Origin of the sequence: Mesorhizobium sp. M0590 (assembly GCF_040320905.1) — a bacterium.
In the GTDB taxonomy this organism is placed as follows: domain Bacteria; phylum Pseudomonadota; class Alphaproteobacteria; order Rhizobiales; family Rhizobiaceae; genus Mesorhizobium.
Map to the genome: position 1 here is coordinate 226,561 of NZ_JAMYQN010000002.1, position 26,729 is coordinate 253,289.

Annotated in this window: 26 protein-coding genes and 1 pseudogene; 11 read left to right on the forward strand and 16 right to left on the reverse strand. The window is 63.1% G+C overall.

Features of this window, described 5'->3' with window-relative positions; translation table 11 throughout:
• Positions 1-10: 10 nt before the first annotated feature.
• The 9 genes from NKI52_RS04785 to infC form a co-directional block, all read right to left on the reverse strand.
• Positions 11-613, reverse strand: a complete 603-nt coding sequence (locus NKI52_RS04785; protein ID WP_352697213.1) for a nucleotidyltransferase family protein — start codon at positions 611-613, stop codon at positions 11-13.
• Between the two features lie 108 nt (positions 614-721).
• Positions 722-1,093 (reverse strand): hypothetical protein, encoded by a 372-nt coding sequence (locus NKI52_RS04790; protein WP_352568468.1) that lies wholly within the window; start codon positions 1,091-1,093, stop codon positions 722-724.
• 28 nt (positions 1,094-1,121) lie between these two features.
• Positions 1,122-1,715 (reverse strand): prolyl hydroxylase family protein, encoded by a 594-nt coding sequence (locus NKI52_RS04795; RefSeq protein WP_352568469.1) that lies wholly within the window; start codon positions 1,713-1,715, stop codon positions 1,122-1,124.
• Positions 1,716-1,725: 10 nt separating this feature from the next.
• The gene (gene pheT / locus NKI52_RS04800; RefSeq protein ID WP_352576304.1) at positions 1,726-4,134 is read right to left on the reverse strand and encodes a phenylalanine--tRNA ligase subunit beta; all 2,409 of its coding nucleotides are present in this window, start codon (positions 4,132-4,134) and stop codon (positions 1,726-1,728) included.
• Positions 4,135-4,240: 106 nt separating this feature from the next.
• Complete coding sequence (gene pheS / locus NKI52_RS04805) at positions 4,241-5,326, reverse strand: phenylalanine--tRNA ligase subunit alpha (protein WP_352451635.1); 1,086 nt, start codon at positions 5,324-5,326, stop codon at positions 4,241-4,243.
• Positions 5,327-5,422: 96 nt separating this feature from the next.
• A complete protein-coding gene (rplT, locus tag NKI52_RS04810; protein ID WP_006201247.1) occupies positions 5,423-5,824 on the reverse strand; it encodes a 50S ribosomal protein L20 in 402 nt (133 codons plus the stop codon).
• Positions 5,825-5,971: 147 nt separating this feature from the next.
• Positions 5,972-6,175: a 50S ribosomal protein L35 gene (gene rpmI, locus NKI52_RS04815; protein WP_006201248.1), complete on the reverse strand. Its 204-nt coding sequence runs from the start codon at positions 6,173-6,175 to the stop codon at positions 5,972-5,974.
• A 191-nt stretch (positions 6,176-6,366) separates the two neighbouring features.
• Positions 6,367-7,008: a methyltransferase family protein gene (locus NKI52_RS04820; protein ID WP_352697215.1), complete on the reverse strand. Its 642-nt coding sequence runs from the start codon at positions 7,006-7,008 to the stop codon at positions 6,367-6,369.
• Between the two features lie 202 nt (positions 7,009-7,210).
• The gene (infC, locus tag NKI52_RS04825; RefSeq protein ID WP_023677573.1) at positions 7,211-7,747 is read right to left on the reverse strand and encodes a translation initiation factor IF-3; all 537 of its coding nucleotides are present in this window, start codon (positions 7,745-7,747) and stop codon (positions 7,211-7,213) included.
• Between the two features lie 215 nt (positions 7,748-7,962).
• Between infC and NKI52_RS04830 the strand changes: the two genes are divergently transcribed.
• Positions 7,963-8,730 carry an alpha/beta hydrolase gene (locus tag NKI52_RS04830; RefSeq protein WP_023677572.1) on the forward strand — a complete coding sequence of 256 codons (768 nt, stop codon included), beginning with the start codon at positions 7,963-7,965 and terminating at the stop codon, positions 8,728-8,730.
• Between the two features lie 2 nt (positions 8,731-8,732).
• Here the strand turns inward: NKI52_RS04830 and NKI52_RS04835 are convergent, their stop codons facing one another.
• Positions 8,733-9,746 (reverse strand): 1-aminocyclopropane-1-carboxylate deaminase, encoded by a 1,014-nt coding sequence (locus tag NKI52_RS04835; protein ID WP_023677571.1) that lies wholly within the window; start codon positions 9,744-9,746, stop codon positions 8,733-8,735.
• Between the two features lie 170 nt (positions 9,747-9,916).
• Here NKI52_RS04835 and NKI52_RS04840 point away from each other — a divergent pair, with 170 nt between their 5' ends.
• The 4 genes from NKI52_RS04840 to NKI52_RS04855 all read left to right on the forward strand — a co-directional run bounded on the left by NKI52_RS04840 (position 9,917) and on the right by NKI52_RS04855 (position 12,233).
• Entirely contained in the window at positions 9,917-10,381 is a 465-nt protein-coding gene (locus tag NKI52_RS04840) for an Lrp/AsnC ligand binding domain-containing protein (protein WP_023677570.1), read from the forward strand.
• Positions 10,382-10,639: 258 nt separating this feature from the next.
• Entirely contained in the window at positions 10,640-11,128 is a 489-nt protein-coding gene (locus NKI52_RS04845) for a DUF2852 domain-containing protein (protein WP_023677569.1), read from the forward strand.
• Between the two features lie 100 nt (positions 11,129-11,228).
• Positions 11,229-11,987 carry a M48 family metallopeptidase gene (locus NKI52_RS04850; RefSeq protein WP_023677568.1) on the forward strand — a complete coding sequence of 253 codons (759 nt, stop codon included), beginning with the start codon at positions 11,229-11,231 and terminating at the stop codon, positions 11,985-11,987.
• A 3-nt stretch (positions 11,988-11,990) separates the two neighbouring features.
• Positions 11,991-12,233, forward strand: coding sequence for a hypothetical protein (locus NKI52_RS04855; protein WP_352697217.1), 243 nt, complete (start codon positions 11,991-11,993; stop codon positions 12,231-12,233).
• 320 nt (positions 12,234-12,553) lie between these two features.
• On the opposite strand, the gene NKI52_RS04860 is transcribed toward NKI52_RS04855, so the two are convergent.
• Complete coding sequence (locus NKI52_RS04860) at positions 12,554-12,772, reverse strand: hypothetical protein (protein WP_023677566.1); 219 nt, start codon at positions 12,770-12,772, stop codon at positions 12,554-12,556.
• 167 nt (positions 12,773-12,939) lie between these two features.
• Here NKI52_RS04860 and NKI52_RS04865 point away from each other — a divergent pair, with 167 nt between their 5' ends.
• The 6 genes from NKI52_RS04865 to NKI52_RS04890 all read left to right on the forward strand — a co-directional run bounded on the left by NKI52_RS04865 (position 12,940) and on the right by NKI52_RS04890 (position 18,551).
• Positions 12,940-13,599, forward strand: a complete 660-nt coding sequence (locus NKI52_RS04865) for a phosphoribosylanthranilate isomerase (protein WP_023677565.1) — start codon at positions 12,940-12,942, stop codon at positions 13,597-13,599.
• Between the two features lie 33 nt (positions 13,600-13,632).
• Positions 13,633-14,883: a tryptophan synthase subunit beta gene (trpB, locus tag NKI52_RS04870; RefSeq protein ID WP_352576311.1), complete on the forward strand. Its 1,251-nt coding sequence runs from the start codon at positions 13,633-13,635 to the stop codon at positions 14,881-14,883.
• A gap of 2 nt (positions 14,884-14,885) precedes the next feature.
• On the forward strand, positions 14,886-15,725 hold the full coding sequence (gene trpA, locus NKI52_RS04875; RefSeq protein ID WP_023677563.1) for a tryptophan synthase subunit alpha: 840 nt from the start codon (positions 14,886-14,888) through the stop codon (positions 15,723-15,725).
• 37 nt (positions 15,726-15,762) lie between these two features.
• Complete coding sequence (accD, locus tag NKI52_RS04880; RefSeq protein WP_352634867.1) at positions 15,763-16,689, forward strand: acetyl-CoA carboxylase, carboxyltransferase subunit beta; 927 nt, start codon at positions 15,763-15,765, stop codon at positions 16,687-16,689.
• A 55-nt stretch (positions 16,690-16,744) separates the two neighbouring features.
• Positions 16,745-18,070, forward strand: a complete 1,326-nt coding sequence (locus tag NKI52_RS04885) for a bifunctional folylpolyglutamate synthase/dihydrofolate synthase (RefSeq protein WP_352472565.1) — start codon at positions 16,745-16,747, stop codon at positions 18,068-18,070.
• Between the two features lie 61 nt (positions 18,071-18,131).
• The gene (locus NKI52_RS04890) at positions 18,132-18,551 is read left to right on the forward strand and encodes a VOC family protein (RefSeq protein WP_352568479.1); all 420 of its coding nucleotides are present in this window, start codon (positions 18,132-18,134) and stop codon (positions 18,549-18,551) included.
• Here NKI52_RS04890 and NKI52_RS04895 read toward each other — a convergent pair.
• The 5 genes and pseudogenes from NKI52_RS04895 to NKI52_RS04915 form a co-directional block, all read right to left on the reverse strand.
• Positions 18,547-18,783 (reverse strand): annotated as a pseudogene (locus tag NKI52_RS04895) (cupin domain-containing protein); the annotation flags it as partial. The gene NKI52_RS04890 and the pseudogene NKI52_RS04895 overlap by 5 nt on opposite strands.
• A 132-nt stretch (positions 18,784-18,915) precedes the next feature.
• Positions 18,916-19,239: a thioredoxin gene (trxA, locus tag NKI52_RS04900; protein WP_023677558.1), complete on the reverse strand. Its 324-nt coding sequence runs from the start codon at positions 19,237-19,239 to the stop codon at positions 18,916-18,918.
• A 73-nt stretch (positions 19,240-19,312) separates the two neighbouring features.
• Positions 19,313-22,825, reverse strand: a complete 3,513-nt coding sequence (gene addA, locus NKI52_RS04905) for a double-strand break repair helicase AddA (protein ID WP_352697219.1) — start codon at positions 22,823-22,825, stop codon at positions 19,313-19,315.
• The gene (addB, locus tag NKI52_RS04910; RefSeq protein WP_352697221.1) at positions 22,822-25,959 is read right to left on the reverse strand and encodes a double-strand break repair protein AddB; all 3,138 of its coding nucleotides are present in this window, start codon (positions 25,957-25,959) and stop codon (positions 22,822-22,824) included. Before addB ends, addA begins: the two co-directional genes overlap by 4 nt.
• Positions 25,956-26,714, reverse strand: coding sequence for a nucleotidyltransferase family protein (locus NKI52_RS04915; RefSeq protein ID WP_352568482.1), 759 nt, complete (start codon positions 26,712-26,714; stop codon positions 25,956-25,958). Before NKI52_RS04915 ends, addB begins: the two co-directional genes overlap by 4 nt.
• Positions 26,715-26,729 lie beyond the last annotated feature (15 nt).

Below are 26,729 nucleotides of genomic sequence, written 5' to 3' on the forward strand. Positions count from 1 at the left end.
CCGACATTTCCTACCAAGGCACGACACTGATCTCCGGCCAGTTCTCCCTGGCACGCGCGCCCTTCATCTCGTGCGTCTGCCGATTATCCAGTGCACGGTTCGGGGTAACGCGAAACGAGAAGATGTCGTCGAGCCCGAACGGCGCCACGAGCGCGAGTTGCCCATCGATGCCGAATCTAACGCCGACCGCATGGGTTTTCGAAGCGAAATAGGACAGCGCCTCGGCGGACGACGACAGTCTGGGATAGGAACCGCCAAAGCGCGCCTCAAACCACAGATGCACCCGCGCCTGGTTGCGCACTTCGACCGGCAGCGTCAGTCCTTCGAACTGCTTCGCCGCCCGGCGGATGACCGTGTCCTCGGCTTCATAGGACAGATCGCTCTCATCGAAATAGAACAGGTCGACATCCCGGATGCCGTACCCCGAGGGCTTTCCGGTCAGGTGATTCCAGACGCTGTTGTAAAGCGCGCCGGACACGACCAGCCAGTCCCGCAGGTCAAGCGCCCGCACTCGCGACAGCGTCTCGCCAATCAGCGGATCGGCCGAGACGATATCGAGAAAGGCTGCACGCTGTTCCTCAAAGGGCAGCCCTGAATAGCGCAAATGGTCCATCGCCCTTTGGACGGCGATTCGTCACCTGCCGGCAACCCCTCTAGGTCCTCAGCGCGCCATGCGTTGTGCAATTATCGGAAAGGGCGTCGTGACGCCCATTTCTGCAGGCTAGTTTCCCTCCCGCCCAAGGCTCATTGTTCGGTCGGTCTCGGACCAGAAGACTGGCTCCTCGATTGACGGCCATTCTTCGCCATACACAAAGCCTTCGATCGCATCTAGCTTTCCTTCAATCTCATCGAAGAACAGCACCATGCCGCAAAGAAGCTGGTCAGGTCCAACGCACGCTACCCGAAGCGAACTGAACACTCGACTCTCAAAGCGCAATTCCGGGGGAACCGATGAGGGAGTGACTCTGGTCATGAATCCTACAGGATCGCGGCTGCGTACTTTGACTTTCAGCGCACGCATCATGTCAGGAGAAACGCCGGCGGAACGGCAGAACTCCTTGACGAAAAACACTTCCAGCGGGGTCAGGTGCATTTAGCTCAGCGGCAGAACGGACAGCGTTTCATTGGCGCTTGTACATCACGTCCGTCCGGATGACGTACTTGCGCCCCGACAGCACCTCGTCGCCGCGATGCTCGATCGGATGGTAGAACGCCAGTGCCATTCCTTTCTTCGGCTTCACCAGAAGACTGCTACCGGCATAGCCCGGCATCTCGCCGCGAAACGAGGTTCCTCCCCCTTCAAATCCATCTGATAGATAAATCATGAACGTGAACTGACTGCGCTCCAAGGCGTGGCGCTCGAAATAGCCGTCATGGTGCCAATCGAACTTCTGGCCCGGCCCATAGCGATAGAAACGGAAACGCTCATTCAGCCCGGTCAAGCGCCAGTCGCCGAGACCACGATAGAGCAGAGGCCGCGCCCGTGCGAAGAGCAAATCCGCAAGGTCCTCGTCATCGAAGACAACCCGGTCGTTATTGCGAAGCTCCTTCAGGACGGTGGCGCCGCCGGAGCTGTTCACCTTGGCCGCCTCGAAACCGCGCCGTTCACTGTCAGCGATCAGATCGGCGCATTCCTGGTCATCCAAGAAGCCGTCGATCGTCCCGATGTGAGTTGCCAGCCAGGTGATGGAGAGTTTGCTGGTGTGAACCATCATCGCATCCGTTCTAGGTTCTGAGCACGCCGCCGGTCTGCTTGCCGACATTCTCGACGATGCGCTTGGCCAGCGCCTCGAAATCGTCGTCGGTCAGCGTCTTTTCGACCGGCTGGATCGACACTTCAATGGCGATCGATTTTTTCGCCGCGCCGAGCGCTGCACCCTCGAAAACATCGAACACCGAGACGCCGGAAATCAGCTTTCGGTCGGCGGCAAGGGCGGCGCGAACGAGTGTGCCGGCTTCGACCGCCTTGTCGACAACGAAGGCGAAATCGCGCTTGACCGCCTGGAAGGCGGACAGATCAAGCCTCGGCTTCGTCCGCGTCGGCTTGGCCTTCGGCTCGGGCACCGCATCGATGAACACTTCGAAGCCGCAGAGCGGGCCGGAGACGTCCAGCCCCTCCAGTGTCTTCGGGTGGAACTCGCCAAACGTGCCAAGGATTACCTTCGGCCCAAGCTTGATCGTGCCGGAGCGGCCGGGATGATACCAGGCCGGGCCGCCAGCCTCGATCTGCAGCCGCTCGACCGGCGCGCCGCAGGCTTCGAGTGCTGCGATCGCATCGGCCTTGGCATCGAAGACGCCGACGGCGCCGGCGTTGCCGGCCCAATGGCGGCCGGAGCCCTCGAGCTTGGCGGTGCCGCGCCGCACGCCGGCGGCAACGCGCCGCTGCTGGTCGGCGCCGTCGCCCTCGTAAGTGCCCGACACTTCGAAAAGCGCGATATCGCCGATGCCCCTGTCGGCATTGCGCTGTGCTGCCGCAATCAGCCCCGGCAGCAGCGACGGCCGCATGTCCGACATATCGGCGGCGATCGGGTTGGCAAGCTTCAGCGCCTGCTGGCCGCCGCCGAACAATTCGGCGTGTTTTGCCGGAATGAACGACCAGGTGACGGCCTCCATCATGCCGCGCACGGCAAGTGCCCGCTTGGCGGCGCGGGTGCGGATCTGCAGCACAGTCAGGATCCTGGCGTTGACCGCATCGTGCGAACCGAGCGGCTGCGGCGCGATGTTGTCGACGCCGTGGATGCGCATGACCTCCTCGACCAGGTCGGCCTTGCCGTCGACATCCGGCCGCCAGGACGGGACCGCCACATTGACGACATCGCCCGTGCCCTCCGGCCTGAAGCCGAGGCGGGCAAGAATGTCGAGGCTTGTCGAGCGCGGCACTTCGATGCCGGTCAGCCGCTTCACTTCCGACAATGGGAACGAGACGATCTTCGGCTGATGGCCGGCATAGCCGACGACTCGGGTTTGGGCCGGCGTACCACCGCAGAAATCGAGCACCAGCTTCGTTGCCAGCTCCAAGCCGGGAACCATCATTTCCGGGTCGACGCCACGCTCAAACCGATAGCGCGCGTCGGTGATGATGCCGAGTGTGCGGCCGGTGCGGGCGGTGGTGATCGGGTCCCAAAGCGCCGACTCGATCAGCACGTCTGACGTGTTCTCGTCGCAGCCGGAATGCTCGCCGCCCATGATGCCGGCAATCGATTCGATGCCGTCCTGGTCGGCGATGACGCACATCTCCGGCGTCAGCGTGTATTCGCGGCCGTCGAGCGCCAGCACCTTTTCGCCGTCATGCGCCCGGCGCACGGTGAGATTGCCGGTGACCTTCGCAGCGTCAAAAACATGCAGCGGCCGACCGCGGTCGAAGGTGACGTAATTGGTGATATCGACGAGCGCGCTGATCGGCCTCAAGCCGATGGCGAGAAGCCTTTGCTGCAGCCATTTCGGCGACGGTCCGTTCTTGACGCCGCGTACCAGGCGCAGCGCAAAGCCGGGACAGAGCTCCGGCGCTTCGATCGTCACCTTGACCGGCGTCTCGCCCTTGCCGGGGATCGGCTCTATCGGCGCGATCTTCAGCGTGCCGAGCCCGCTCGCCGCCAGATCGCGGGCGATGCCATGGACACTGGTCGCATCCGGCCGGTTCGGCGTCAGATTGATCTCGATCAGCGGGTCGTCGAGATGGGCATAGGCGGCGAAGCTGGTACCGACCGGCGCATCGGCCGGAAGGTCGATGATGCCGTCATGCTCCTCGGACAATTCGAGCTCGCGCTCGGAGCACATCATGCCGTGGCTTTCAACGCCGCGGATCTTGCCGACGGTCAGCGTCACGTCGATGCCGGGAATATAGGTGCCCGGTGCTGCAAAGGCGCCGATCAGGCCCGCGCGGGCGTTCGGCGCTCCACACACGACCTGCACCGGCGGCTTGCCGTCGCCGGTGTCGACGGTCAGCACGCGAAGCCGGTCGGCGTCGGGATGCTGGACCGCCGTCAGCACCTTGGCGATGACGAAGGGGGCCAGGCTCGCCCGGTCGTCGACATGCTCGACCTCGAGGCCGATCGAGGTGAGACGCTCGACGATTTCCGCCAGCGAGGCGTCGGTGTCGAGATGATCCTTGAGCCAGGAGAGGGTGAGTTTCATGACTGTGTTCCGTCTGGTCTGGGCACGCTGCACTTGAAGCTATGCGTCCGCGCGTCGCACATGTGCAGGAAGGCGAGCTGCCCGCGGATTTGCTGCGGCCCGGTCGTCACGCGCTCAAGCCCCCGAACAGCGTCGGCATGTCAAGCGGCCTAAAACCGTAATGCGACAGCCAGCGCACATCGGCGTCGAAGAAGGCGCGCAGATCCGGCATGCCGTATTTCAGCATGGCGATGCGGTCGATGCCCATGCCCCAGGCGAAGCCCTGGTATTCGTCGGGATCGAGCCCGCCGTAACGGAGCACATTGGGGTGGACCATGCCGCAGCCGAGGATCTCCATCCAGTCCGAGCCCTCGCCGAAGCGCACCTCGCCGGGCCGCGAACGGTCGCACTGGATGTCGACCTCGAGGCTGGGCTCGGTGAACGGGAAGAAGGACGGCCGGAAGCGCATCTTGACGCTCGGCACTTCGAAGAAGGCCTTGCAGAACTCCTCCAGCACCCATTTCATGTTGGCGACGTTGGCCGATTTGTCGATCACCAGCCCCTCGACCTGATGGAACATCGGCGAGTGGGTGGCATCGGAATCCTGCCGGTAGGTCTTGCCGGGAATGACGATGCGGATCGGCGGCTTCTGCATCTCCATGGTGCGGATCTGCACCGGCGAGGTGTGGGTGCGCAAAAGCTTGCGCTCCCCCTGCTCGTCCGGCTGGAAGAAGAACGTGTCGTGCATCTCGCGCGCCGGGTGGCCTTCCGGGAAGTTCAGCGAGGTGAAATTGTAATAGTCGGTCTCGATGTCCGGACCTTCGGCGATGGCAAAGCCGAGATCGCCGAAAATCGCCGCGATCTCGTCGATAACCTGGCTGATCGGATGGATGCGGCCGCGCTCGGCCGGCGATTGCCTGACCGGCAAGCTGACGTCGACCTTCTCGGCGGCAAGCCGTGCCGTGATCGCCACATCTTTCAGCTCGGCGCGGCGCGCCGAAAGTGCCTCGGTGACGCGGTTCTTGAGGCCGTTGATTGCCGGGCCTTTGACCTGTCGCTCCTCGGCGCTCATCGAGCCGAGCGTCTTCAGCATCTCGGAAACCGAGCCCTTCTTGCCAAGGGCAGAGACACGCACCGCCTCGATCGCCTGCTCGTCGGCGGCCGAGGCGATCTCGGCCATCAGGGAATTTTCGAGAGTTTCCATGTCACTCATGTTCCAGATCCGATTGGAAGCAAAGAAAAACCCGCGCCAGCCCTGCCAGCGCGGGTTTCCCAAATCAAGTGTCGAATAGCTTGGGAAGCGCTGGTCTTAAGCGACAGCGCTTTCAAAAGCATTCGGCGTGGTGTTCTTCAGGTATTCGAGCGCGACCTTGGCCTTGGCCACGAGTGCGGCGAAGGCCTGCGGCTCGTGGATGGCCATGTCCGACAGGATCTTGCGATCGATCTCGATCCCGGCCTTGTTGAGACCGTCGATGAAACGGCCATAGGTCAGGCCATGCTCATGCGTCGCCGCATTGATGCGCTGGATCCACAGCGCGCGGAACGAGCGCTTGCGGTTCTTGCGGTCGCGATAGGCGTACTGCAGCGACTTTTCCACCGCCTGCTTGGCGATGCGGATGGTGTTCTTGCGACGGCCGTAAAAACCCTTGGCGGCTTTCAGGACCTTCTTGTGCTTGGCGTGCGAGGTGACGCCTCTCTTTACGCGTGCCATGTCATGATCTCCTTAAAAGCAATTCCAGGAAAGTGCCTGGCGGTTTTCCGTTCGGAATTGCGTAAAAACAAATGCGTGCCCAGACCGAATGCTCTTATTTTGGCGCATGATGTTTCCAAAAAGTCTGCAACTTTTTGGCATCATGCCCTAGAGGCCGTTCGGCAGAAAATTCTTGATGACCTTCTTGCCATCCGGTTCAGCCAGAACCATCGTGCCGCGGGCATTTCGAATGAACTTGTTGGAACGCTTGATCATGCCGTGACGCTTGCCGGCCGCAGCCGACAGAACTTTACCCGTACCTGTGATCTTGAACCGCTTCTTGGCGGCCGATTTGGTCTTCATCTTGGGCATTTTGCTACTCCGTTTATATGCGCACCAATGCGCTTTTTGTTCGCTTCAGGCCGACCAAAGCCCGAAAAGCAAATGAAACCGCCACGGCATGCCCTGCCGGGCGGTTTTTTGGGAACGGCGGTCCTATACGTCAAAGCGGGCTGGCGCGCAACACCCCGTGCTCAGCAACACTGTATTCAGCAACACTGTACTCAGGGGAAACGGAACAGCACCGGCAATATGCCGGACTGCTGGGCGCCGTCGATCAGTTCGAAAGCCGGCAAGGCAACGAGGAAGACCAGCCCGTCCAGCAGCGTGGTTCGCAGCAGGCGCGGCTTGAAGCTGCCGGTGTCGCCTTCCTGATACAGCGATAGTTTCGGGAAGAAGCGCGGCACTTTCGCCAGGTAGGCCTGGTATGGCGCGCCGAGAACCTGCTTGAGGAATTTCTCCTCGCGCAGGATAACGATGTAAAAGGCACCCGCGCAGAGCGCTCCAAAGCCGATCGTGGCGGAGATGGAGCCGATCTGTGCGCCGACACCGGCGGCAGCTAAAGTGGAGAAAAGGTAGAGTGGGTTGCGCGTAATCGAATACGGTCCGCCGGTCACCACTTCTGAGGATTTGCGTCCACCGATGTAGAGCGTCGACCACAAGCGTCCGACGACGCCGAGAAAGATCAGCACGACGCCGACCATTTCGATCGTTTCATGCACTGGCGTATCGGGCGGGAAAACCGACTGGCCGAACAGCAGCGCCGCAAACATCACCACGATCAGAACGGCAAGTACCATCCTGCGCGTGTGCTGATAGCTGCCCAGTCCATATCTGGCTTCCGAATGCTTGACTTCATTGACCATGTCGGGAATCCGATCGTCGAGGGAACCAGAGCGTCTTTGCTCTCGCCGGCGATCGCAGCGTCTGGCCAAGAAAACAGGCGCCCCGCCGATCGCCGGGACGCCTTGCAACATGATTCAGGCGGATTTTATGCACGTCGCCCAAAAGTGCGCAGCGGTTTTGCGACAACGACATGCACAAAACAGAACTAAAGCGCAACGCGCTTTAGCGGGGCGCCAGCACCATCATCATCTGGCGGCCTTCGAGCTTCGGTTCGGCTTCGACCTTGGCGATGGGCGCCACTTCCTCGCGAACCTTGTTCAGAAGCTGCATGCCGAGTTCCATATGCGCCATCTCGCGACCGCGGAAGCGCAATGTCAGCTTGACCTTGTCGCCTTCCTCGAAAAAGCGCCGGACGGCCTTCATCTTGGTCTCATAGTCGTGGCTGTCGATGTTCGGGCGCATCTTGATCTCCTTGATCTCGATGACCTTCTGGTTCTTGCGCGCCTCGGCCGCCTTCTTCTGGTTGGCGTATTTCAGCTTGCCGAGATCGAGGATCTTTACGACGGGCGGCACTGCATTGGGCGATATCTCGACCAGATCGAGCCCCGCCTCTTCGGCGAGCAGCAATGCATCGTTGATGGAGACATCGCCGCGGTTCTGGCCTTCGGCGTCGATTAGCTGGACCCGGGGAACCCGGATGTCACGGTTGGAGCGCGGGCCTTCCTTGGTGGGCGCCGCTGCTTTGAAAGGTCTGCGAATGGTCGTGGTCTCCTTGAGCCGTTTCGTTAAGGGGTTCTTCAGTTCAGAATTGCGAACGCGCAATGTGGTGAGCGCGCGGTCGGAGTCAATAGCACAGCATTCTCAGGAAATCACCTGCTCGATGGAATGCTCCTCTGCACCAAGCGAAGAAAGTGGCGGAGCACTTTTCGTTGAACCCCCGCTTGTGCCAAAAGACCGGCGTGAGGGAATACACCATGACCACCACCCCGATCTTCCTGGACGTCGACGGGACGAGCATCGCCGTCAGGCATGCGGCAGGTGCCGAGCCCGGCATCGTCTGGCTCGGCGGCTACAAATCCGACATGCTGGGCACCAAGGCCGAAACGCTGTCGGAATGGGCGCGCAAAGAAGGTCGCGCCTTTCTGCGCCACGATTATTCCGGCCACGGCGAATCGGGTGGCGCCTTTGCCGACGGCACCATCTCGAAATGGCTGGGCGAGAGCCTGGCGGTTTTCCGCCGCTTCACCCAGGGCAGGCAGATCCTGGTCGGCTCCTCGATGGGCGCCTGGATCGCGCTGCGCATGGTGCAGGAATTGCGCAAGGCGGGCGAAAACAGCATCGCAGGTCTTGTGCTGCTGGCCCCGGCGCCCGATTTCACCGCTGAACTGATCGAGCCGGTGCTGACCGGAGCGCAAAAGCGCGACCTCAGGAAAAAGGGCTTTTTCGAGGAGCCGTCGGACTATTCAGCCGAGCCTTACATCTACACGCGCGCGCTGATCGAGGACGGCCGCAACAACCGGGTGATGACCGGGCCGATCGACACGCACTGTCCGGTCCACATCCTGCAAGGCCTTGCCGATCCCGACGTGCCGTCGAGCCATGCGTTGAAGCTGGTCAGCCTGCTGCCGGCCGACGACGTCACGCTGTCGCTCATTCCCGACGGCGACCACCGCCTGTCGCGGCCGCAGGATCTCGACATGCTGGTGCGGGCGGTGGACGCCATGGTGCGGCAGGCGGGATAGATTCAGCCGTTGCGGAACGCATAAGCATATCCGTTGATGGCCGGAGCGCCGCCAAGGTGGGCGTAGAGCACTTTCGATCCCTTGGGAAAATAACCCTTGCTCACGAGATCGATCATGCCCTGCATGGATTTTCCCTCATAGACCGGATCCGTGATCATGCCTTCAAGACGCGCGCAGAGACGGATTGCTTCCTTCGTCTCCTGCGAGGGGACGCCGTAGACCGGATAGGCATAATCTTCGATCAGGACGACATCGTTCTCATCGAGCTCCTTGCCGAGTTCGACCAGCGTCGCGGTGCTCTGCGCGATCTTGAGCACTTGCGCCTTGGTCTGCGCCGGGGTGCAGGATGCGTCGATGCCGATCACCTTGCGCTCGCGGCCGTCCTTGGCGAAGCCGACCAGCATGCCGGCGTGAGTCGAACCGGTGACGGTACAAACGACGATGTAGTCGAAGGCAAAGCCGAGCTCCTTCTCCTGCGCGCGGACCTCCTCGGCAAAGCCGACATAGCCCAGGCCGCCATATTTGTGTACCGAAGCCCCGGCCGGAATTGGATAGGGTTTGCCACCCTTGGCCTTCACATCCGCGATTGCCTGTTCCCAGCTTTCCCTAATCCCGATGTCGAAACCCTCATCGACCATCTGGACATCAGCGCCCATGATCCGGCTCAAAAGGATATTGCCGACGCGATCGTAGACGGCGTCCTCGTGGGGCACCCAGCTTTCCTGCACGAGGCGGCACTTCATGCCGATCTTCGCCGCGACGGCCGCCACCATGCGCGTATGGTTGGATTGGACGCCGCCGATCGACACCAGTGTGTCGGCGTTTGAGGCGATCGCGTCCGGGACGATATATTCGAGCTTGCGCAGTTTATTGCCACCGAAGGCAAGGCCGGAATTGCAATCCTCCCGCTTGGCATAGAGATCGACCTTCCCGCCGAGATGACCACCAAGCCGCTCCAGTTTCTCGATATGGGTCGGCCCGAATGTGAGCGGATAACGTTCGAATTTCTCGAGCATGAGAGTGCCCTCGCTTGTTCCATTCATTGCGGTGTGGTGCGATGAACACTATCAGCTCTGCCTTGAAATGTGCTCTCAAAGATCGAGCCCAGAATATCCAAAATATCGCTTCATGGCATTGAAATGTCATATATATTCGATTCTTAATCCGAATAACGGAAGAATCTTTCATGCGCGCAGCGCTCGACCGGATCGACCTGAAAATGTTGCGCCTGCTCCAGGGCAATGGGCGACTGACCAATGCGGAGCTGGCGCAGTCGGTCGCTGTTAGCCCGGCGACGTGCCACCGCCGGACGCAACGCCTGTTCGATGAAGGCTACATCAGCCATGTCAGGTCGATGGTGACCCCGCAGAAGGTCGACAGAGGCGCGTTGGTGATGGTTGGCGTCGTACTCGACCGTTCGACCCCGGAGAGTTTCGCGGAATTCGAAAAGGCCGTCGCCAAGCTGAAATTCATCCTCGACTGCCATCTGGTGGCAGGCGACTTCGATTATTTTCTGAAGATCAGGGTTGGTGACATGGCGGATTTCAACCGAATCCACGGGGACCAATTGATCGCACTGCCTGGCGTTCGCCAGACCAGAACCTTCTTCGTGATGAAAGAGGTCGTCGACAATGCGCCTCTGGATTTTTGAACGGACGGCTTCGAAGCGTCAAACCATTGCACTCAGCCAGCAGACGCGATCGGCGCTGGATTTTCACTACAGAACCGTCGGCGGCATTGCCCCCTTACGGGGCCTGACTGCTCTTTTCCTCGAAATGCTCAAAAAGCGATAATCATTTCAGCCGCTTGTCCGGTTTTGACGGTCGCTGTCTTGAATCGCCGTTTTCTCCATCCCATTTCGATTTCACGCAGCCGGATTTGGCTGTCTCCAACTGAAGGATTGGGAGAAATGAACACATCTGCATTGATCCGTCCGGCCTGGACGCCGGCGACCATCGCGTTGATGGTGATCGGGTTCATGGTGTTCTGGCCGCTCGGCTTCGCCATGCTCGCCTACATCATCTGGGGCGACCGGCTCGAGGGCTTCAAGCGTGACGTCAATCGCGCCACAGACGGCATCTTCGCCGGCTGCCGCCGCGGGTCCGACAAGGCCGCGCGCTGGGGCCATGGCTCCGCCCGCACCGGCAACGTCGCTTTCGACGACTGGCGCGAAAAGGAACTCGAGCGGCTTGCCGAGGAACGCCGCAAGCTCGACGAGATGCTGAGCGAGTTCGACGAATATGCCCGCGAATTGCGCCGCGCCAAGGACCAGGAAGAGTTCGACCGCTTCATGGCCAACCGCAACAAGTCGACGTCGCCCACGACCGGTGGGTCAACCGGCTCGACGACGAACAACAAACGCGGCGGTAATTCCACGCCAGGCCTGCTCGACGAGTAAAGGTCCTTGCCCCGATAAATAATTCAAAAACGGCGTCGCGTCAGCGGCGCCGTTTCTTTTTTGTTCTATTCGTTTCCCTCGAATCGCGTATCGTCCCGGCATGTCATTCGGCTTCTTCCGCACCCCGGCGAAACCCAAGCCCACGCCCGTCGTGGAGCGCGAGCATTGCGTTGCCGGCCGCACGCTGCCGCTCAAGATCGTCGAGAACGACCGCGCCCGCCGCCTGACGCTGCGCATCGACTCCGGCGGCCGCGGCCTGCGCATCACCGTGCCGCCGGGGCTGCGCCGCGGCGAGGTGGAAAAATTCCTCGACCGCCATCAGGACTGGCTGGAGCAAAGGCTGGCCAAGGTACCCAACCGGCCACAGGTGCGGCCCGGCATCAAGGTACCGGTGCGCGGTGTGCCGCATCGCATCGTCCATGAACCGTCGAAACGCGGAACCGTCACGCTGTCGCGCGACGAGCGCGGACCGCTGATGATCGTGCATGGCGAACGCGTGCATCTGCCGCGCCGCATCGCCGATTTCCTGAAGCGCGAAGCCAAGCGCGAGATCGAGGCGCTGGTGACGAAGCACAGCGCGGCGATTGGCAAGCGGGCCAAGGCGATCCGCTTCAAGGATACGTCGAGCCGCTGGGGGTCCTGCACGTCGGACGGCAATCTGTCGTTTTCCTGGCGCATCATGATGGCGCCGCGGCCGGTGATAAACTACCTCGTCGCGCATGAGGTGGCGCACCTCAAGGAGATGAACCACGGCCCGAAATTCTGGAAATTATGCGAGCAGCTTTGCCCGGACACCGAGCGCTGCAAGGACTGGCTCAAGCGCAATGGCGGCGCGCTGCAGGCGATCGCGTTCGAGTGATTGATGCCTGCGCGGATGGAATACCGGCTGATTGGAGCGGGCTGGGCGATGTGCGATGTCACGGTTGGGGACCTTCAGGCGACCGTGGCGGCGTCTTATCTGGGCGATGCCCTCAACGAGTTGCTTGGCGCCACGCTGAACGCGCTGAAAGGCACCAGGTATTCGGTCGCACGCTTCTGTGATGAGCCCGGTGAGTATCGCTTCGTCCTGGTGCCAGAAGGCGCTTTTGTCAGAGTGCAGATGTGATGAGCCCGGTGAGTATCGCTTCGTCCTGGTGCCAGAAGGCGCTTTTGTCAGAGTGCAGATACTGGAATTTTCAGAAATCTGGTCTGACGAGCCAGACGACTTCGGCGAGGTGAAACTTGAAGCCACATGCGGGTTGCGAGAGTTCGCAGAAGCAGTTCTCAGTGCCGCGCGTGAGGTTTTGAACACACATGGCCTCAAAGGTTACAAGGAAAACTGGCGCAAACATGACTTTCCGTTGGAGGCCATGAACAACCTAAGTTGCGCGTTGAGAGGAGGAACACTCCATTGACAGAGTGCGCTTTTGATCAGGGCTTAATTGCTCAATCGTCATTGGCCGCGTTCAACTCCTCCGGCCGCAGCCCCTCGTCGGCGTGGCGCGGCCAGGGCAGGAAATCCTTCTCGAAGCCATCGTTGCTGAAATAAGCCAGCGCCCGGTGCGCCTCGGCGCCGTTGAAGGCGGCCTTGTCCATCAAATGAGCGATGACCTCATGGGCCTGCGCCAGCTTTTGCCTGAGTTCCGCGACGGTCTTTTCCGGCATGATCTTTGTTCTCCCGCCTTTGTGCCTGAGCAAGGCAGCGCGTTGCGTTCTTAGATTAGCAAGGTAGCGCGTTGCGCTCTTACATTAGCAAGGTAGCGCGTTCCGCGCTGGCGGCAAACAGGATGCTTTTTCTCGACTCTTTGGCCGTTTCGTGCCAATCCCGCGCCATGGCGCTCGACATCAAGATATGCGGGTTGAAGACCGACAAGGCACTGGCCGCGGCATTGGCCGGCGGCGCCAGCCATGTCGGCTTCATTTTCTTTGCCAAAAGCCCGCGCTATGTCGAGCCGGCGGAAGCTGGCCGCCTGCGCGAAGCGGCGCGCGGCAGGGCCAAGGCGGTTGCGGTGACGGTCGACGCCGGCGACGCGTTTCTGGATGAGATCGTCGAAAAAATGCAGCCCGACATGCTGCAGCTTCACGGCGCCGAAACCCCTGAGCGGGTGGCCGAGGTGAAGGCGCGCTACGGCTTGCCGGTGATGAAGGCGCTGCCGGTCAGCGAGGCTGCCGATCTCGAGCAGGTAAAACCCTTCGTCGGCATTGCCGACCGCTTTCTGTTCGATGCCAAGCCGCCTAGGAATTCGGAATTGCCGGGCGGCAACGGTCTTGCCTTCGACTGGCGCATTCTTGCCGGCCTTGACGCCGGCGTCGATTACATGCTTTCCGGTGGGCTCAATGCTGGAAATATCGGCGACGCCGTTCGGCTCGTGAACCCGCCCGGAATAGATATTTCTTCGGGCGTGGAAAGCGCGCCGGGCGTCAAGGAACCGGCGCTGATCGAACAATTTTTCCGGGCCGTCGGGGCAGCACGCGACAACCGCGCCGCCTGACCACGCTTCAAACCGCAGACCAGGAGATCGGCGATGGATAAGCCGGCGATACCGAATTCCTTCCGCACCGGCCCCGACGAGCAGGGCATGTTCGGCATTTTTGGCGGTCGTTTCGTTGCCGAAACGCTGATGCCGCTGATCCTCGAGCTGGAGCGGCACTGGAACGAGGTCAAGAACGACCCGGATTTCAAGGCCGAGCTGACCGATCTCTCGACGCATTACGCCGGGCGGCCTTCGAAGCTCTATTTCGCCGAAGGCCTTACCCGGCATCTTCGCGGGGTTTCCGCGGCTAAGGGCCTCGGGGGCGGCGCAAAAGTCTATTTCAAGCGCGAGGACCTGAACCACACTGGCTCGCACAAGATCAACAACTGCCTCGGCCAGATCCTGCTCGCCAAGCGCATGGGCAAGACGCGGATCATCGCCGAGACCGGCGCCGGCCAGCATGGCGTCGCGTCCGCTACAGTGGCGGCGCGCTTCGGGCTTCCTTGTATCGTCTATATGGGTGCAACCGATGTCGCCCGGCAAAGCCCCAACGTCTTTCGCATGAAGCTTCTGGGCGCCGAGGTGCGGCCGGTGACCGCCGGCCACGGCACGCTGAAGGACGCCATGAACGAGGCGCTGCGCGATTGGGTGACCAATGTCGAGGATACCTATTACCTGATCGGCACCGCCGCCGGCCCGCACCCCTATCCGGAGCTGGTGCGCGACTTCCAGTCGGTGATCGGCACCGAGGCGCGTGCCCAGATCCTCGAGCAGGAAGGCCGGCTGCCGGACACCATCATCGCTTGTGTCGGCGGCGGCTCGAACGCCATCGGCCTGTTCCATCCCTTCCTGGATGACAGGCAGGTGCGCATCATCGGCGTCGAAGCCGGCGGCCGCGGGCTCGACGGCATCGAGCATTGCGCCTCGATGAGTGCCGGCGCGCCCGGCGTGCTGCATGGCAACCGCACCTACCTCCTGCAGAACGCCGACGGCCAGATCATGGACGGCCACTCGATCTCGGCCGGCCTCGACTATCCCGGCGTCGGGCCGGAGCACTCATGGCTGCGCGATTCCGGCCGCGTCGACTATGTGCCGATCCTCGACGACGAGGCGCTGGAGGCGTTCCAGCTGACGACACGCGTCGAGGGCATCATTCCGGCGCTGGAATCGGCCCATGCCATCGCGCAGGCGGTGAAGATCGTGCCTGATATGGACAAGGACCAGATCGTCATCGTCAACCTGTCCGGCCGTGGCGACAAGGACGTGCACACAGTGGCCAATATGCTGGGCATGGAGATCTGATCATGGCCACTCGCATCGACCGCCGCATGGCAAAGCTGAAGGCCGAAGGTCGACCGGCACTCGTCACCTATTTCATGGGCGGCGACCCGGACTACGACACCTCCCTGTCGATCATGAAGGCGCTGCCCGGCGCCGGCAGCGACATCATCGAGCTCGGCATGCCGTTTTCCGATCCAATGGCCGACGGCCCGGCGATCCAGGCGGCCGGCCTGCGGGCGCTGAAGGGCGGCCAGACACTGGTCAAAACGCTGAAGATGGCCTCGGAATTCCGCGCCGGCGACAGTGAAACCCCGATCGTCTTGATGGGCTATTACAATCCGATCTACATCTACGGCGTCGAGCGCTTCCTGAGCGATGCGCTGGCCAGCGGTATAGACGGGCTGATCGTCGTCGACCTGCCGCCTGAGATGGACGAGGAGCTTTGCATCCCGGCACTCAAGGCCGGCATCAATTTCATCCGGCTGGCGACGCCGACCACCGACGACAAGCGCCTGCCCAAGGTGCTGCAGAACACGTCGGGTTTCGTCTACTACGTCTCGATGACCGGCATTACCGGTTCGGCGCTGGCCGACACCGGCAAGGTGGCGGCAGCGGTCAAGCGCATCAAGAGCCATACCGACCTGCCGGTCTGCGTCGGCTTCGGCGTCAAGACCGCCGAGCAGGCGCGCACCATCGGCGCGTCGGCCGACGGCGTCGTTGTCGGCACCGCGATTGTCAATGCCGTCGCCAACGTGCTCGGGCCGAAGGGCGAAAAGACCGCCGATCCGGCCGAGGCCGTCGCCACGCTGGTCAGCGGGCTTTCGCAAGGGGTTCGCGCGGCTCGCCTTGCTGCCGCCGAATAATCTTCCTACGTCTTCTTAAGGGACAGGAGCCGAAGCGATGAACTGGATCACCAATTACGTCCGTCCGAAGATCAATTCGATGCTCGGCCGCCGCACCGACATGCCGGAAAACCTGTGGATCAAGGATCCCGAGACCGGTGAAATGGTGTTCCATAAGGATCTGGAGCAGAACCAGTTCGTCATTCCGTCCTCCGGCCATCATATGAAGATATCGGCAAAGGAACGGCTGAAATTCTTCCTCGACGACGGCAAATACGAGACGCTGGAAAACCCCAAGGTCGTTCAGGATCCACTCAAGTTCCGCGACGAAAAGCGCTACATTGACCGGCTGAAGGATGCCAAGGCCAAGACCGGCATGGAAGATGCCATCATCAATGCGCTGGGCACGGTCGAGGGCCTGCCGGTGGTGGTGACGGTGCAGGATTTTGCCTTCATGGGCGGCTCGCTCGGCATGGCGGCCGGCGACGCCATCGTGCATGGTTTCGAGGTCGCCTTGCAGCGCAAGCGGCCGCTGATCCTGTTTGCGGCCTCCGGCGGCGCCCGCATGCAGGAAGGCATCCTGTCGCTCATGCAGCTGCCGCGGACCACGATTGGCGTCGACAGGCTGAAGGAGGCTGGCCTTCCCTATATCGTCGTCCTGACCAACCCGACGACCGGCGGCGTCACCGCCTCCTATGCCATGCTGGGCGACGTGCATATTGCCGAGCCCGGCGCCCTGATCGGCTTTGCCGGCCCGCGCGTCATCGAGCAGACCATCCGGGAAAAGCTGCCCGACGGCTTCCAGCGCGCCGAATATCTGATGGAACACGGCATGGTCGACATGGTGGTGTCGCGGCTGGAGATGCGCCAGACGGTTGCGCGGCTGCTGAGAATGCTGCTCAAGCTGCCGGAAGAGCAAAAACCGCAGGAGCCGGAAATCCTGCCGCCGTCGGTGATCCCGGTCGAAGCCCGGCCGCACGCCTGACGCATTCGCCACGAACCGCGATTGCGCGCCGTCCGTGGCGCGCCTAGGATTCGCCATGACCACGCTTGCCGCCGACCGCGAAATCGAAAGCCTGATGGCGCTTCATCCGAAGGGCTTCGACCTTTCGCTCGACCGCATTTCGCGGCTGCTCGAGCGGCTCGGCAATCCGCAGGACCAGCTGCCGCCGGTCATCCACATCGCCGGCACCAACGGCAAGGGCTCCTGCGCTGCTTTTTCACGGGCGCTGCTCGAAGCCGCCGGCTACCGCGTCCACGTCCACACCTCGCCACATCTGGTGAACTGGCACGAGCGCTACCGGCTGGCCGCGGATGGCGGCGGCAGGCTGGTGGACGACAAGGTCTTCGCCGAAGCCATCGCCCGCGTCGCCAAAGCCAATCAAGGCCAGAAGATCACCGTCTTCGAAATCCTCACCGCCGTCACCTTCCTGCTGTTTTCCGAACATCCGGCCGATGCCGTCATCCTCGAGGTTGGCCTTGGCGGCCGCTTCGACGCCACCAATGTCATCGCCGAGCCGGCCGTGTCGGTGATCATGCCGGTGTCGCTCGACCATGAAGCCTATCTCGGCGACCGCGTCGAGCTGATCGCCGCCGAAAAGGCCGGCATCATCAAGCGCGGATGCCCGGTCGTCATCGGCGCGCAGGAAAGCGAGACGGCCCAGCAGGTGCTCATCGAAACCGCCGAGCGGCTCGACTGCCCCGCCTTCGTCTATGGCCAGGATTTCCTTGCCTATGAGGAAAACGGCCGCATGGTCTATCAGGACGAAGACGGATTGATGGACCTGCCGCCGCCGCGCCTGCCGGGGCGCCATCAATTCGCCAATGCGGCGGCGGCGATCGCGGCGGTCAAGGCAGCGGGCTTCGAGATCAGCCACCGCGCTGCCGAGAAGGCGATGGCGAATGTCGCCTGGCCGGGCCGCATGCAAAAGCTGCCACAAGGCCGGCTGAGTGAACTGGCGCCGAAGGGCGCCGACATCTGGCTCGACGGCGGCCACAATCCCGGCGCTGGCGTGGTCGTCGCCGAGGCGCTGGCCGAGCAGGAGGAAAAGAACCCGCGTCCGCTGTTCCTGATCTCGGGCATGATCAACACCAAGGACCAGAGCGGCTATTTCCGCGCCTTCAAAGGGCTGGTCCGGCATGTCTACACCGTGCCGGTGAGCCTGAGCGACGCGGGCGTGCCGAACGACGAGCTGGCGACCCGCGCCATCGAGGCCGGCCTGTCGGCCGAACCGGTCAGTTCCGTCGCCAATGCGCTGATGCTGCTGCGCGACACATGGGACGGACCGCCGCCGCGCATCCTGATTGGCGGGTCACTTTACCTGGCCGGCGCGGTGTTGGCCGAAAATGGTACGCCGCCGGTTTGAGGCGTGCTTCAGCCGGGCCACGGTGACGCCACACTTGTCAGACCACCGCGAGGAGCCAATCATGATCAAGGTAAAGCAGCTCGCACACGTTTGCATTTTCGCGAATGACCTGGAGATGACGCGAAGCTTCTATCGGGACGTCCTCGGCATGGACACCCAGTTCAATTTCCTGCGCGACGGGAAGATTTTCGGCTTCTACCTCAATTGCGGCAGCCGTAGCCATGTCGAGGTGTTCCAGAAAGACGGCGCCAGCTATGGCGACTTGAACCAGATCAACCACTTCTGCCTCGAAGTGGAAAACATCGACGCCGCGATCATCCATCTGAGGTCAAAGGGCGTTGATGTCACTTCCAAGAAACGCGCGTGCGATGACACCTACCAGGCTTGGATCCGCGACCCCAACGGCGTGAAGATAGAACTGTTCGAATATACTGAGAAAAGCGCACAATTCGTCGGCGGCGATCGTATCGCGGATTGGTGATGACGTCATGTTCGACGCCCTCGTTGCGGAAATACGGCGAGCCCTTCTTCATCTCGGCAAAGGATTCGCCATCCTTGGTCAGGAGCTTCACCTTGCCGTCGGTCAACGGCACGATCACATAGTCGTGGCCATGGCGATGCCAGCCGGTGTTGTCTCCCGGGGCGAAGCGGTATTCGGTGACGATGACGCGCTCATTGTCGATGAAGACGGTGGCCTTGGCGGATCCGGTCATATCGCTTCTCCTTTGAATTCAGAAGAGAAGAATACCGGGCGGCAAGCCGCGAGTGCCAGAGCGGCCCACCAATGACGCCAGCAAAAGAAGGCCCGGCGCGAGGCCGGGCTTTTCTGCAAAATTTTGATCGGATCAGGCGAGGCTGCCGTTGATCCAGTGCGACAATGCCGTTTTCGGCGCAGCACCGACCTTCATGTCGGCGACTTCACCGCCCTTGAAAATCATCAGCGTCGGGATCGAGCGTACGCCGAACTGCGCGGCCAGCTCAGGATTCTCGTCGATGTTGAGCTTGGCGATCTTTATCTTACTGCCGAGTTCGATGGCGATGTCCTCGAGCGCCGGGGCGATCATCTTGCACGGGCCGCACCATTCCGCCCAGAAATCGACCACGACCGGCTCCTTGGCGTTGAGCACGTCGGCCTGGAAATTGCTCTTGTCGACCTTGACGGTGGCCATGCTGAGATCCTTTCGATTTGTTCGTCGCACCAAATGTGGTGGTGATCGCGTCCGTCTTCAAGCAAGTGTTGTGTCACGCTCCCGTGAGTCTAGCAAGCGCATCGTCCAAGGCCGCCGCCGGCAGCTCGATCAGCCGCGGCGCCTCGGTGAACAGCAGCGCCGCCGAGACCTCGCGTCCCGGATAGAGCGGCTGAAGCAGCGCGCGATAAAGTGCTAGCTGCAGAACATAGGCTTGCGGCACTTCGGCGAGCGTAGCTGGCGCTGGCCGATTGGTCTTGTAGTCGACGATCGAAACCTTGTCCGGCGTTACTGCCAGCCGGTCGATCTTGCCGGAAATCGAGCGCAGTTTGCCCCTTACCTCCAGGCTGCCCATGATGGCGACTTCGGCGCGCGAGTTTGGCGCAAACAGCGGCGCGAAGCGGCTGTCGGCAAGAATTCTGAAAACGCCAGCCAAGGCCTTGTCGTGCTCGTCGTCGAGCCATTCCGCGCCGGCTCTTGCCAGATAGCGTTCGGCGGCATCCCGGCGTTTTCCCTCGGCGATGCCGGGCAGCATCTGCAGCAATTTGTGCAGCGCCAGCCCGCGCATGACGGCAAAGCCGGGCTCGGCGTCGGCATCCAGTACCGGCGAACGCGTGTCGGCCACCGCTTGCCGCGCCTCCTCGATCAGCACCGAGGCGCCGGACGGCGAGAGCGGCCGCGGCAATTCCTCGAAGGGCGGCAGAGGCCGGAACAGGGTTTCAAGCAGTGGTGCAAAGCGTTCCGCCTGTCGTGCCTCATTCACTGCCGCCAGTGGCATGGGCGGCAGTTTCGTCACCTGGAAACGATGCACGGTCTCGCCAGTGGCGGGATGCCGGCGTTCTTTGCTCTCCGCGGCACCGACCAGTGCGCGGCTGACGATCGAATGCCAGGTGCCGGTATTCGGCGCCCGCTTGCCATGGTAGCCGCAGACGATCAGCCGATCCTCGGCGCGGGTCATGCCGACATAGAGCAGCCGGCGGTATTCGTCGTCGGCGAGCTCGCGGGCGCGGGCCGATGCGGCGCGTGAAAACCCATTGGCGACATCGCTGGCCGAACGCCAGAGATAGCCCTTGCCCTCCCAGCAGTCGCCCGAGCCTTCGAACGGCATCAATCTCGGCAGATGCTGGTCGCTGAACGGCGCGGAGCCGCCATCGACAAGGAATACCACCGGCGCTTCCAGGCCTTTGGCGGCATGCACGGTCATGACGCGAACCTCGTCGCGGGTCTGGTCCATTTCGCGCTTGATCTCGGGGCCGGCGTTTTCCAGCGTCGACAGGAAGGATTCCAGCCCTGGCAGGCCGGTTCGCTCCTCGGCCAGGCAGAAATTCAGGAATTCGTCGAGGATATCGCCGGCCTCCGGACCGAGCCGCGCGATCATCTTCTTGCGCAGGCCGTCGCGGGCGAGAGCTGCGGCATAGAATTCGAACACCGGCTTGAATGCGGCCTCGTTCGACCATGTGTCGAGCCGGCTGACGACGGCGGCCAACGCCTCGCTTTCGCCGACATGCCGGCGCAGCGAGGCGATCAGCGAGACGCCCGACGGCCTCTGGGCAGCAAGCGCGAAAAGCTGCTCTTCCGAAACATCGAAGATCGGGCTGCGCAGCACGGCGGCCAGCGACAGATCGTCCTCGGGCTGGATGAGAAAATGGCCAAGTGCGATCAGGTCTTTCACCGCGACGTGGCCGGGCAGGCTGAGCCGGTCGGCGCCGGCCACCGGAATGTCGCGGCGCTTCAGCGCCCGCGTCAGCGCATGGACGAAGCGATCGCGCTTGCGCACCAGCACCAGCACGTCGCCGGGGCGGAGTTTCTTGCCGCGGCCTTCGATGACCTCACCGTTGCCGATCCAGCCGGCAATCGTTGCGGCGACGTTTTCAGCGACGCGGACTGCCGGCGCGTGGGCATGGTCGACCGCTTGCGTCCAATCGTCTGGTTCGTCGACGACGTTGGCGCCGATCGACGGCCAGACCTCGACATGACCCGGCGCATCGGTGCGGATCGCCTTGTGGTCGAGCGGATCAGGATCGTGGCTGATGCCGCGCCGCACGTTCGGGTCGGCAAAGACCCGGTCGACGGCGGCAAGAACATCTTCGGTCGAGCGGAACGACCAGGTCAGCTTGAGATCGGCGAAGGCGGCGGCGGCGGATCTAACTTTGCCGGCAAACAAAAGCCGGCTGTCGGCAAAGGAATCCGGGGCGGCTCCCTGGAAGGAATAGATCGACTGCTTTTCGTCGCCGACAGCAAAGATGGTGCGGTGGACCGCGTCGCGTGCGCCGAGCCCGGCAAAGAACTCCTCTGCCAGCCGCTTGACCACCTCCCACTGGTCGGGACTGGTGTCCTGCGCCTCGTCGAGCAGGATGTGGTCGATGCCCTGGTCGAGCTTGTACTGCACCCAAGGGCCGGCATCGGGCCGTGCCAAAAGGTTGACCGTGCGGGTGATCAGGTCGTTAAAGTCGAGGAAGCCGCGGGCGCGCTTCAATTGCTCGTAACGGGCGATCAGCCAGTCGGCGATGGTCAGCGCCGCACGCGTGCCTTCCAGCATCCTGAACAAGGCCAGCCGGTCGGAGATTTCGAGAATGGCGTCGACCGCCGCCAGATAACGTTCGGCAAGATCGGGCAGCCGGTCAAGCAATGCCCTTTTAAATGTCTTTGCCGGATCGTAAGGCTCGCCGTCGGCCCTCAGGAAAGCCTTGGAGAGCAAATTCAGGCGACGTACCGGATCCTCCTCGGCAAAGGCAAGGCGGGCGTATGGCAGCAGATTGTTCAGCACGATGCGCGCATCGGCGGCCTCGGCCGCCCGTGAAAAGGTGACGAGATAATCCGGCAGGAAGCCGGGCAGCGGCCAGACCGAGGCGGCTATACCTTCGGCCGTCTGGCCGGCGCGGAAATGGAACTCGTCGAACAGCGCCTGAAAACCATCGCCGCCGGCCGCGGCGATGAACGCACGCAAACCATCGCGCTTGCGCACGATCTCGGCCAGCAGTGCGTCGAGCCCATGCTCGCCGCCGCGCTCCAGCACGGTGGCGAAGGCCTCGGACAATGCCGCATCGCCTGCAACGCCGCCCGAAATCATGTCGCGGCGGGCGGCGGCAAACAGCGAAGCCTCCATTTGCGGATCGAGCATTTCGAAATGCGCAGGGATATTGGCTTCCAGCGGGAACTGATGCAGCACCGATTCGCAGAAGGCGTGGATGGTCTGGATCTTCAGCCCGCCCGGTGTTTCCAGCGCCTCGGCAAACAACCGCCGCGCCCGGCGCATGGTTTCGCGGTCGGGCTGGCGGCCGTCTAGCGCCTCTATCCGTGTCGAGAGCTCGGTATCGCCCAGGGCCGTCCATTGCGACAGGGTCGAAAACACCCGGTTGGACATGTTGGCGGCGGCGGCACGCGTATAGGTCAGGCACAGGATCTTGGACGGATCGGTGCCGCGCAGCAGAAGCCGGATGACGCGCTGGGCGAGCACATGGGTCTTGCCCGATCCGGCATTGGCCGACACCCAGGCGGAATTGCGCGGGTCGGAGGCGCTTGCCTGGCTGGCGGCAGTGTCGCTTGGAATGGGGTAGGCCTTTTTCATGCCTCTCCTCCCTCGTCGTCGGCATCGCCGCCGGCCGACCATTCGAGCACGCGGGCGAGATGGTCGTAATCGCCGTCGGTCTCACCCTCGCGGAACGGCAACGCCCGCGACAAATACCCGGTCGTCGGGTCGGCATAGTGGATCAGCAGCTTTTCCAACCTCGCCCAGGCCTCTTCGGCGAGATCGGCGGCGGTTCGCGGCTTGCGGTTGTATTCGAGGATCGATTCTTCGAACACCTCGCCATTCGGCCTCAGCCGCACGAAAGCCAGTTGCGACGGCTCACAGGCGCCAAGCTCCTTGAAGGCGCCGCGACGCAGCAGCGCGCCCTCCAGCGCCAGTTGCGGCGCGAGCAGCGTGTGCGCCTGCGCTTTGGATGGCGAGGAGCCGGTCTTGTAGTCGAGGATGTCGGCCATGCCGCCAGCCAGCAGATCGATTCGATCAGCGTAGCCGGACAGGGTCACGCCGGATAGGCCGACACCGGTCTTTTCGGCGCGTTCCTCGGCGTGCCGCCGTGCCACGGCGGCGGCCCGGCCGCGCTCCCATTCGATGATGCCGGCGGCAAGCTTTTCAAAACGCGGCCACCACACCGCCTCGACATCGGCGGGCAGGGACGCGTCGGCAAAGCAGGAGCGGCCTGCGGCGATGAGCCCGTCCAGCGCCTCCGGCGCGCGCGGGTCGGCCACCCTCGCCGAGAAGAGGTGCAGAATGGCGTGAAACAGCGTGCCACGCTCGGCGGCGCCCGGATCGCGAATGACCGGATCGAGCGGCATCAGGCCGAGTATCCTTCTGGCATAGACCGCATAGGGATCGCGGCGTAGCGTTTCGATCTCGGTGACCGAGAAGTGGTGCGGCCGCGCGGCGAGCGGCGGCTTCGGCTGCGGCCTCGGCGCAAAGTCCTGCTTTTCGCCGGCATCGAGCGCACGCGCCCAGGCAAGCAGTTCGTCGCCGCGCCGGCGAAGTGCAGCAGCTTGGTCCTCGCCGACGAATGTAAGGATGCGCTGCAGCCAGCGCGAAGGTACCGACGGTCCGTCGCCGGAGCGGCCGGAGCGAGCCAGCACCACTTTTTTGGCGCCCATGGCCATCTGGAAATCATGGGCGGCAAGGCCGATGCGCCGCTCGGGCGGTTCAAGATCGATGCCGGTCTTCATCAGCCGCGACATGAAGCGGTCGCTCTCCGGCTTGCGCGGCCACACGCCTTCGTTGAGCCCGCCGACGACCAGCGTGTCGACATCCTGAAGCCGCGCTTCCAGCACACCCCAGATGGCGATGTTCCTGTCGGTGCCCTGCGCCGGCTTGACCGTCTCGGGCGCGATCAGCGCCTCCATGACGTCAGGCCATTCGTCAGCGGCGAAGGAGAACGACACCGAGGCCGCGACCAGCCCGCGCAAGAGCTCGGCGAGCTTTTCGCCGGCATCGCCCGCATAGAGTTCGCTCAGGCTGCCGTCAGCGGCGCGGCCGAGACTTTCGAGCGCAACGACGCTGGCGCGCACAAGGGTGGCAAGATCGGCATTCTCGTCGCCGCGAAAAGCAACCAGCGGCGCCAGCGCGGCCGTTAGCCGGATCAGCAGGTCGCGCGCCTGTTCGATGCGCCTGACCGAAAGCCGCGGCCACCAGAAGGGTGGGCGGCGATTGCCGCCGCCGTCGAATTCGAGGAGCCGGGTGTCGAAGAGCTGCGGCAGCGACGCCACGTCCGGACGCCCTGTGCCGCCGCGCAGCCCCACGAGTTCGACGATTTCGGCCGCATAGCGCACGCTTGCCCGCTCCAGGCCGAGGCCAAGCAGGGGATGCTTGAGCAGCGACAGCAGGGCGACGGGGTCGCCCGGGCGGAAGGCTGCCTGAAGCGCCAGCCTGAGCAGGCTGGCGGCTGGTGTGTTGATCAGCGGCGTGCCGCCGGAATCGTCGGCGGCAACGCCGAAGCGCAGCAGCTCGACTGAGACGCGCCGCGCCAGAGCGCGGTCGCCGGTGACGAGTGCGGCGCGCTGGCCGGGCCATTCGACGGCCTGTTTGAGCGCGACGGCGATCGCCACGGCTTCGTCGCGTTCGCTGGCGGCTTCGAGAAGCGTCACATCGGCGAAGGCCTCGGCAATATCGCCGGCCCTAAAGCGAGCGCGCGTCTCGGCCCAGAGCTCGGTGGTCTCCGCCGGGCGCAGCGCTTCGCCGACAAGTGCGGCGCGCAGCGCAAGCGGTCGCGGCGCAACAGCAATCTCCTCGACATCGGCGCGCGGCACGCCGATCTTGCCGATCAACTTTGCCAGGCCGTATTGCGGGTGGCCAAGCACGGCTGGGCGCGCGCCCGGTGTGGTGATCGCGACAAAGGACGGCTCGTCCAACGCCCGGTCGAGCCCGGGCAGCACGACGGCGCCATTGGGCAGACCGGCGATCACGGCAAGCAGCTCGGCCGTGGCGGGAATGGAGCCGGTGGAACCGGCGGCGATCACCGGTCCGGCTGGCGGATTACGCTTCAGCCGCGCCGCCTCCAGCCTTATCAGGGCATTACGATGCGCGGCCGGATTGGAACGATGGCGTTCCTCGAGCAGGTTCGGCCAGTTCTCCGTCACGATGGTCAGGAAGTCGAGTGTCACCTGCCACCAGCCTGCAAGATTGCCGGTTACAAGGTCGGCGAGCCTTGCCCAATCCGTGCCTTCGGTGTCGATCTCATCCATCAGGCGTGCAAGGTCGCGCGCCAGCCAGATGGCGTCGGCGGCGGAGGCCGGTATGACAATCTCCTCGTCGAACAATGCCGCGACATGTGCCGGCAGGCGGCGTTTCCACGCCCGCACCAGCGGCGCAAGCAGCAGAAGACGCTCGACCGCGGCGATCGGCGGCGCAAGGTCGATGGCGACCGAAGCTCCTGCCTCGAAGGCGGCTTCATCTTCATCGAACTCACCAAGCGGACGGATGACCGGCAGGATCGCCGAGCGGCTTCCCGAGCGCGAGAGAGCATCGACGAAGACGCCGCGAAGCGCCCGCGCCGCACGGCGCGTCGGCACATAGATGGTGAGATCGGCCAGCGCCAGCGGATCGCCGTCATAGGCGAAGCCGGGAACCAAGCGCCCCGCAAGCAGCGCCTCGGCCAGCGTCGGCAGGAACGGCGCTCCGGGCGGGATCGAGAAAACGCGGCGGGAGCCGCTCATTTCGACTCGGTAAGAGCGCCGGGTGCCTCAGCAACAGCATTGGGCGTGCCGGCAAGCGCGGCGGCGACCGCTGCTTCCGCCCGCGAGATCGCGTCAGGTGTGCCGACAGTAATCCAGTGGCCCTGCATTTTCATGCCGAACAGGCGGCCGGCGGCGATTGCCGCATCGAAATAGGCGTTGAGAGAGTGTGGACCGGCCGGCGCATCCTTGAAGATGCGCGGATGGACGATTGCGGCGCCGGCATAGATCAGGCCGGCGGGATCGTTGTTCGCACGCCGCAAGGCGCCGTCCGGCGCCACCAGGAAATCGGTGCCGCCGCTATGTCCGGTTGCCGACTGGAGATCCGCAAGCATCAGCAGAATGTCCATTGTCGCGCCCTCCCATGCAAGCGCAAGACGCCTGAGATTGGAGACGCCGCTGTCGATCCAGAAGGTGTCGGCGTTGAGCACGTAGAAGGGCACCCCTAAACTGGGCAATGCCTTGACGATACCACCGGCGGAGTCAAGCAAGCCCCTACTCTCATCCGAGATGACGATTCTCGGCGCACTGCGGCGGGCTACATGGTCCACGATCTGTTGCGGGAGGTAATGGACGTTGACGACGGCCTTGGCGACGCCGGCTTCGGCTAGGCAGTCCAGCCCCCAGTCGAGCAATGTCTTGCCGGCGACCTTGACCAGCGGCTTCGGCATGGTGTCGGTGATCGGCCGCATGCGCTTGCCGAGCCCGGCGGCGAGCACCATGGCGGTCGTCGGCATCGGCTGCTCATCCGA